The organism is Micromonospora sp. NPDC023814, from assembly GCF_040639595.1.
GTDB lineage: Bacteria > Actinomycetota > Actinomycetes > Mycobacteriales > Micromonosporaceae > Micromonospora.
The window spans coordinates 1-1,029 of the sequence record NZ_JBFAAF010000266.1; the positions used below are offsets into that span (position 1 = coordinate 1).

At 71.9% G+C, this 1,029-nt stretch carries 1 protein-coding gene; it reads right to left on the bottom strand.

The window, feature by feature from the left end:
* On the bottom strand, window positions 1-991 hold a 991-nt coding region (locus tag AB0G14_RS35905), incomplete at its 3' end, for a hypothetical protein (RefSeq protein WP_357705289.1).
* Between the last annotated feature and the right edge of the window lie 38 nt (window positions 992-1,029).

The window sequence follows — 1,029 nt, forward strand, 5'->3', positions numbered from 1 at the left end:
ACTGGTCGAGAACGGTGGAGTCGATGACCTGGGCGGTCGTGAGTGGCTGGCCGTGACGCAGCATCGCCGCCCACACCACGACCGCGCTGCCCGGCACCACGCTCGGTGTCTGTTGGAGGGCTTCGTGCACCGCTTCTGGCACCGGCGGGGTGTTCACGGAGGGCGCCGGCGGGGTGTTCGCGGAGGGCGCCGGTGGGGGTTGGCGGTCGAGCCAGTCGGTGGCCGCCCGCTGCTCGGATGGGGACCACCCCGCGGGCACCACCGCCTCGTATCGCACGGCCCTGCCGTCTTTGCCCTGCTCGACGAGCAGACCCAACCCCCGCAACACCTGCACATACCGCTTGGCGGCGCTCACGCCGGTGATCGCGGACTGGTCGAGAACGGTGGAGTCGATGATCTGGGTGGTCGTGAGTGGCTGGCCGTGACGCAGCATCGCCGCCCACACCACGACCGCGCTGCCCGGCACCACGCTGTCTGCCTGTTGGAGGGCGTCGTGCACCGCTGCTGGCACCGGCGGGGTGTTCACGGAGGGCGCCGGTGGGGTGTTCGCGGAGGGCGCCGGTGGGGGTTGGCGGTCGAGCCAGTCGGTGGCCGCCTGCTGCTCGGATGGGGACCACCCCTGGGGAACCACCGCCTGGTATCGCACGGCATTGCCGTCTTTGCCCTGCGCGACGAGCAGGCCCTGCCCCCGCAACGCCTTCACGTACCGCGCGGCGGCGTCCAGGCTGGTGATCGCGGACTGGTTGAGAACGGTGGAGTCGATGACCTGGGCGGTCGTGAGTGGCTGGCCGTGACGCAGCATCGCCGCCCACACCACGACCGCGCTGCCCGGCACCACGCTCGGTGTCTGTTGGAGGGCTTCGTACACCGCTGCGGGCACCGGCGGGGTGTTCACGGAGGGCGCCGGTGGGGGTTGGCGGTCGAGCCAGTCGGCGGCCGCCTGCCGCTCGGATGAGGACCACCCCGCGGGCACCACCGCCTGGTATCGCACGGCCTGGCCGTCTTTGCCCCGCTCGACGAGCAGACCCA